This window comes from Leisingera sp. S232, assembly GCF_049800895.1.
Classification (GTDB): Bacteria; Pseudomonadota; Alphaproteobacteria; order Rhodobacterales; family Rhodobacteraceae; genus Leisingera.
In genome coordinates this window covers 20,506-27,728 of sequence record NZ_JBNAFX010000044.1, presented here as the reverse complement: position 1 = coordinate 27,728, position 7,223 = coordinate 20,506, and the positions used below count along the sequence as shown (strand labels likewise).

Sequence of the window (7,223 nt, the reverse complement as noted above, 5' to 3'; positions counted from 1 at the left end):
CCCTTCGATTGGTGTTCTCGACCGTGCCTTTTTGCCACGGGCTGGAAGGATCGCAGAACCATGTCTGCGTCCCGATTTCGGCCTGCAAATGTGGCCAGCTGACGAACTCGGTACCGCGATCAAAGGTGATTGATTTGCGGGCCAGATGAGGCAGGTCGCGTACGGCTTTCATAATTTTCCCCATCACCGGCTTGGTGCGCTTGTTCGGGTTCTTCAGCAGCACGGTGAAGCGGCTGACACGTTCGACCAGCGAGGTGACATTGGTTTGCCCAAGTTTCTGTTTGAACAGCATCAAATCTCCCTCCCAGTGCCCAAACTGGCGACGGTGAGCGACATCATCTGGCCGGAATAGAATGCTGACATCACGGTCGAACTTGGGCTTCTGGCGCTTCCTGGCACGGCGTGGCCTGCGGGATTTCCGATGTTCGGGCAAGTACCACCAGAGCTCTTGGTCCATGCCTTCCTTAGAATAGATGTAGCGGTAGATCGTCTCCTGGCAGACGCGTAGCGTAGCACCTTCATAGATCATCCGGTTGCCGATCTGCTCGGGCGTCCATCCTTGCTTGATCCGTTCGATGACGCGCTTGCACAGATCGGGATGTCTGATCAGCTTGCGTTGCGTGGAACGGCGTTGCTGCGTGCGCTGGTGTGCTGCCATGCCGAAGTATCCCGCGTACTTCTTGGGAAAGGCATCATCGGCCCAGAAGTTGCGTTTGATCTCTCGGAATATCGTCGACTTGTGACGCTTCAAAACGCGCGCCATCTCAGCGACAGGGACCTTTGCAAGCCACCAGTCTTCGATCCTGCGCCGTTCTTGTAAGCTCAGTTGCGTATATACCGTTCCCATGCAATATTCCTCCTATTAGATAACTCATTGTTTTCTAATAGGAGACGCACTTCAAAATAGCGCGCACCCGGCTACAGGGAATTTGCTTGTAATAGGGATTATGGTAACAAAAGAAGCCGCCGCGGGTTGATGTGCGCGGCGGCTGGTTCAGGGTTTCATCGGCTGGCCGGATACATAGGTCTGTGCAATCGAGCGGTCGTCGCCCAGTGTCTGCAGGATGAACAGTTCCTCGGACAGGGTTTCGGCCCGCTGCATCCGCAGGTCCATCGCGGGTGTGGCGCGGGAATCGAGCACGACGATATCGGCTTCGGTGCCTGCCTCCAGCGTGCCGATCCTGTCTTCCAGCCCCAGCGCAACCGCATTGCCGCGGGTGATCCAGTGGAAGGCGCGCAAAGGGTGCAGTTTCTGGGTCTGCAGCTGCAGGACCTTGTAGCCTTCGTTCAGGGTCTGCAGCATCGAATAGCTGGTGCCTGCACCGATGTCGGTGGCAATCGCATTGGTAATGCCGCGGCTGCGCAGGCCCGCGTCATCAAACAGCCCGCTGCCCAGGAACAGGTTCGAGGTCGGGCAGAACACCGGTTTGGCCCGGGTCTCGGCCAGCGCATCGATCTCGCGCGGCTTGAGGTGGATCGAGTGGCCCAGCAGCATCTTTTCGGTGAGCAGGCCATAGGACTGGTAAACGTCCAGATAGTCGCGCGCCTGCGGGTAGAGATCTGCGGTGAGGGCGATCTCGTCGTGGTTCTCCGACAGATGGGTCTGCACGTAGCAGTCCGGGTGTTCCTTCACCAAGGCGCCTGCCATCGCCATCTGATCGGGGGTGGAGGTAATGGCAAAGCGCGGGGTGATTGCGTACATGCCGCGGCCCTGGCCGTGGTATTTCGCGATCAGCGCCTTGGTGTCGTCATAGCCGCTGATTGGCGTATCCAGCAGCCCGTCGGGCGCGTTGCGGTCCATCAGCACCTTGCCGCCGATCATCCGCATGTTGCGGCGGGCAGCCTCGGTGAAATAGGCCTCGGCGGAGGTTTTGTGAACTGAGCAATAGGCCACCGCGGTGGTGGTGCCATGGGCGGTCAAGAGGTCAAAGAAATGCCCGGCCATCTCGGCGCTGTGGCCGGCATCGGCAAAGCGGAGCTCCTCCGGGAAGGTGTAATTGTTCAGCCAATCCAGCAGCTGCGAGCCCCAGGAGGCGATCACCTGCACCTGCGGGAAATGCAGATGGGTGTCGATGAAGCCGGCCATCAGGAGATGCGGGCGGTGATCGATCACCGTGGCGTCGGCCGCCTGCGCCGAAACCGTATCATAGCTGCCCTTGGCCAGGATCATACCGTCGGCGATCAGCAGTGCGCCATCTTCGATGAACGCATAGGCGCTGGTGTCCTCAGCTCCTTGCGGTTCGGCGGTGAAGGAAAGCACGCGGCCACGCAGCAGCGTCTGTTTCGGTGTCATGTCAGTGTTGTCCTTGGTTCGCAGGCAGGGGGCGCGCGGCCCCCTGCCCATTGTTTTTAGAGGGTCATTGGGGGTTATTCGCCCGCTGGCACATGCGGCACATGCGGTTTCACGCTGTCGTCCTCTTCTTCCTCATGCGCATCCGCCTTGTGGAAGATCGGGTAGATGAACAGGAAACCGGCAGCGAGCAGGTAGCCAAGCGCGATACCGCTGAACTCTGGCCAATGCAGGCTGGCGGAATGGATCACGCCGACCAGCGACATCACCGCCGCTGCCAGGGCAAAGCCGCCGGCATTGCGGAAATCGCCGTCAATCACGCTGGCCACGATGGCGCCCCAGATCAGGCCGGTGATGATCGCCCCCTGGCTGAGCGCCAGATGGCCTTCGTAATGGGCGCCCTGCTGCAGCAGCGCTGCGGTCAGCTCTGGATCGCCCAGCTGGGCCATGCCGGTGGCGCCCAATGCGCCCAATGCGCCGGCCAGCGCCCCCCATTTGATCACCAGGAAGGAGGAGACATGCGGCATCATCGCAATGGTCACCGCAGCGATATGGTCAGTCTTTACCGAATGTGCGGTATTGGTCACCAGGCTGAGCGCCACAAACACCAGCACCGGCGCGGCAGCGGCCACGGGGATCAGGTTGTTGAGGAACGCCAGAAGGCCAAAGAAGGCGGCAAAGGGGATCACCAGGCCAACGCCGATGATATAGCCCGAGCGCGCCCCCATGCGTTTATAGGCCGGATGGCCGATATAGGCGGTGGTCGGGAACGGCGAGCCGAAGACCGCACCGATCATGGTGCCGACGCCATCGGTCACCTGGCAGACGCCGACCGGGTAATGGTCGCCCGCGGCTTCGGCGCTTTCGACGTTGTTCATGGTTTCGATGAAGTTGTAGATCTGCACCGGCACCAGAACCAGGAACAGTTCCGGGTTGGCAAACAGATGCTGGATGCCGGCAATCAGGTCGCCGAAATAGGGGATAGGCAGGTAGACGCCCACACCGTCGAAGGAGATCGACGCCTTGCCCATACCCAGCGCCACAACAGTGCCGACGATTAAGGCCAAGAGGCCCGCCGGGATATTGAACGGCAGCCGGTGGCGGCCCACCAGTCCCCACAGGATGATGATCATCGAGGCAAAGCCGATGAAGGGGTCCTCGAAAATCGTGGCCAGCGGCACGGTGCCGATGAAGACCAGCGCAATACCGCAGAGAGTACCCAGCATGCCTGCGCGCGGGGTCACCCGCTTGAGCCAGGGGCCGACGATGGCGCCCATGGCGGCGACGATGCCGCCCATGAAGCCCGCGCCGATACCCACCTGCCAGGCCAGCATCGCGTCATTTGTGGACCAGTAGATCGGCCCGATCACCCCGAACAGATAGACGAACATAACGGGGGTCGAGATGCCGTAAGGCAGCGCGGTCACGTCGCGGCCTTCCTTTTCGGCGACATGTTTGGCCAGCCAGGTGTAAACCGCGATACCGGCCAGGATCGCCACCGCGGCGCCGGGCACGATGCGGCCGAACACGATGTCGGCAGGCATGTTGAACACAAACTGACAGATGCCCGAAAGCACGATCAGGTTGATCAGATTGTCGGTGAACAGCGCCCAGAATGCACTGAAGTCATTCCGCGCGAACAGTTTGTACGTGTAGCTCCGCCCGGTCATGGCGGCCTCCTCCTGTCAAGAGGACGCAGTCCTTGACGGCTGGGTGCTCCAGCCGTGACTCCCTCTGCGTCCGGTTGCTTGCCCTTTGGGGGCATTTCCATGCTCCGTTCTGGAGCGGTCGCGGCAGTTGCAGAGGTCAGATCAGCGATCACTTCCGCTGCCACGAAGGCCGCGATGACGCTGGGCCGCTTGTCGCGGCTGCCGCCTGCCCCGATGGGGCAGATGAGACGGTCTGTTCCCAGACCGTCGCAATGGTCCCGGCACCAGCGGCGGAATTTCTCCCGCTTGGTGGCCGATCCGATCAGGCCGACATAGCCCGCATCGCCGCGCTGCAGGGCAGCAGAGGCAAGCAGGAAGTCAAGCGCGTGATCATGGGTGAGAACCACAAAGCCACTGCCCGCGGGGGCCGTGGCGATGTCGATCTCGGGGATGGCGCTTTGGCGGATTTCAACGTCCGCGTTGCACAGGGCAAGTTCCTCGGCGCGCTGGTCGATCAGGATGCAGCGCAGCGGCATATGCTGGAACAGATCCGCCAGCGCCCGGCCCACATGGCCTGCGCCCATCACATAGACATGCGGCAGCGCCTGGTCTTCGGCCTGCTGGCGGGCCATCGCGGCATCGCGGTCGGCCTGGCGCATCTGCGCCAGCGACATTTCTACCCGGCCGCCGCAGCACTGGCCGATCTCCGGCCCCAGCGGCACATCCAGCGTGTCGCTGATCACATGCTGTCTCAGCATCCGCCGGGCGTGGTCGATGGTGATATATTCCAGCTGGCCGCCGCCAATAGTGCCCCACAGCCCATCTGCCGCCACAAACATGCTGGTGCCAGCCTCGCGCGGGGAGGATCCGCGAACGCGGGTCAGCCTAACCTGCACCACATGTTTGCGACTGGCCAGAAAGTCCTGGAGGGAGAGGCGGCGGGTCATGGCTCAGCCCTGCCCCTTGAGGGTTTCGATCGCCATCAGCACGCGCTCTGGCGTGGCGGGCGCATCAAGGCGCGGGCAGATCCTGTAATCCGCGGTGCTGGCAACCGCCATCGACAGGGCCTCAAAGACAGAAATCCCCAGCATGAACGGCGGCTCACCCACGGCCTTGGACCGTTTGATGGTGCGCTTCTTGTTCACCGACCATTCGGCCAGCTGTGTGTTGAAGATGCGGGGCCGGTCAGAGGCCAGCGGGATCTTGTAGGTCGATGGCGCATGGGTGCGCAACCGGCCTTGGCCGTCCCACCACAGTTCCTCTGTCGTCAACCATCCCATGCCCTGAATGAATGCGCCCTCGACCTGGCCTTTGTCCAGAACCGGATTCAGCGAGCGGCCCACGTCATGCAGGATGTCGGTGCGCTCCACCCGGTATTCGCCAGTCAGCGTGTCGACCGACACTTCCGAGCAGGACGCGCCATAGGCGTAGTAGAAGAACGGCTGCCCTTTGCCCTCCTCCCGGTTCCAGTGGATTTCCGGCGTCTTGTAGAACCCCGCTGCCGACAGGTGAACGCGGGCCATATAGGCCTCTTTCACCAGCGTATCAAAGGCGATCACCTTGCTGCCGACGCGCACGCGGTTGGGCAGGAATTCGACTTCGGCATTTTCCTCGCCCCATTTGTCGAGCGCATGTTCCTTGGCGAATGTGGTCAGCCGGGCAATGATCTGTTCCGCCGCATCCAAGGCTGCCATGCCGTTGAGGTCCGACCCCGAAGAGGCCGCGGTGGCAGAGGTGTTGGGCACTTTCTCGGTTGTGGTCTTGGTGATCTTGATGCGCTCAAAATCCACTTGGAACGCATCGGCCACCACTTGCGCCACCTTGGTATTCAGGCCCTGCCCCATTTCGGTGCCGCCGTGGTTCAGGTGGATCGAGCCGTCGTTATAGACATGGATCAAGGAACCCGCCTGATTGTACCAGGTCGCGGTAAAGGAGATGCCGAATTTCACCGGCGTCAGGGCAATGCCCTTCTTGATGATCTTCGAGTCCCTGTTAAAGGCGATGATCTCCTCGCGGCGCTTGCGGTACCCGGCGTTTTCTTCCAGTTCGGTGATCAGCCGGTCGAGGATATTATCCTCCACCTTCTGATGGTAAGGGGTCAGGTCCCGGCCCTCTTCGCCATAGAAATTGGCTTTGCGCACATACAAAGGGTCCTTGCCGAGGGCATAGGCGATCTCTTCGATCATTCGTTCGGCAGCAACCACGCCCTGCGGGCCGCCAAAGCCGCGGAAGGCGGTGTTCGAAACCGTGTTGGTTTTCATCGGGCGGCTTTTCAGCAGCACGTTCGGGTAGAAATAGGCGTTATCCGCATGGAACAGGGCGCGGTCGGTGACCGGCCCCGACAGGTCCGAGGAATAGCCGCAGCGCGCGGCAAAGCTGCCCTCTACGGCCTGGATGCGGCCGTCGCCGTCAAAGGCCACGTCATAGTCGATCACGAAGTCATGGCGTTTGCCGGTGGCGGTCATGTCCTGATCGCGGTCAGGGCGGATCTTGACGGCGCGGTTGTGTTTCTTGGCGGCAATCGCAGCCACCGCGCAGAACAGGTTCATCTGGCTTTCCTTGCCGCCAAAGCCGCCGCCCATGCGGCGCACGTTGACGGTCACCGCATTGTTCGCCACGCCCAGAACATGCGCCACCATATGCTGCGCCTCGCTGGGGTGCTGGGTGGAGCAATGCAGGGTCACATCCTCGTCTTCGCCGGGGATGGCAAAGGCGATGTGGCCCTCCAGATACATGTGGTCCTGGCCGCCCACAGTCATCTGCGCCTGAATGCGGTGGGGGGCGTCCTTGCGGCCCGCGTCCACATCGCCGCGCTCCAGCTTCAGCGGGTCGGTGACCATGGGATAGCCGGCCTCCTGTGCGGAGCCTGCGTCCAGCGCATGTGGCAGCACCTCGTAATCGACCTGCGCCAGCTCAGCCGCCCGGCGGGCGGCATCGCGGGTTTCGGCGATGACTGCAAACATCGGCTGGCCGTGGAATTCGACTTTCTCCGTCGGGAATACCGGCTCGTCATGCTTGCCGGTGGGGCTGATGTCGTTGACGCCGGGGATGTCATCGGCGGTCAGTACATCCACCACACCGGGTGCGGCGCGCACAGCTGACAAATCGATGCCTTTGATATTGGCATGCGCCACGGTGGAGACACCCAGGTAAGCGTGCAGCGTGCCATAGGGTTCGGCGATATCGTCGGTGTATTCGGCGCGCCCGGTCACATGTTTGATGGCACTGTCGTGCTGGCGGTCATGATGCACGGCGCCGCTGATGGTCTGATGGTCTTTCATCTT

5 protein-coding genes are annotated in these 7,223 nt (G+C 61.7%); all 5 read right to left on the bottom strand.

All coding sequences use genetic code 11. The features are described from left to right. A partial coding sequence (locus ACP151_RS19165) for an IS30 family transposase (protein WP_424977595.1) occupies nt 1-847 on the bottom strand: 847 nt, incomplete at its 3' end. 147 nt (nt 848-994) lie between these two features. After that, nucleotides 995-2,293 (bottom strand): guanine deaminase, encoded by a 1,299-nt coding sequence (gene guaD, locus ACP151_RS19160; protein ID WP_424980484.1) that lies wholly within the window; start codon nt 2,291-2,293, stop codon nt 995-997. 74 nt (nt 2,294-2,367) lie between these two features. Beyond that, nucleotides 2,368-3,960, bottom strand: a complete 1,593-nt coding sequence (locus ACP151_RS19155) for a xanthine/uracil/vitamin C permease (protein WP_424980483.1) — start codon at nt 3,958-3,960, stop codon at nt 2,368-2,370. Beyond that, nucleotides 3,957-4,886: a xanthine dehydrogenase accessory protein XdhC gene (gene xdhC, locus ACP151_RS19150; protein WP_424980482.1), complete on the bottom strand. Its 930-nt coding sequence runs from the start codon at nt 4,884-4,886 to the stop codon at nt 3,957-3,959. Before xdhC ends, ACP151_RS19155 begins: the two co-directional genes overlap by 4 nt. 3 nt (nt 4,887-4,889) lie before the next feature. Continuing rightward, nucleotides 4,890-7,220, bottom strand: a complete 2,331-nt coding sequence (xdhB, locus tag ACP151_RS19145; protein ID WP_424980481.1) for a xanthine dehydrogenase molybdopterin binding subunit — start codon at nt 7,218-7,220, stop codon at nt 4,890-4,892. Nucleotides 7,221-7,223 lie beyond the last annotated feature (3 nt).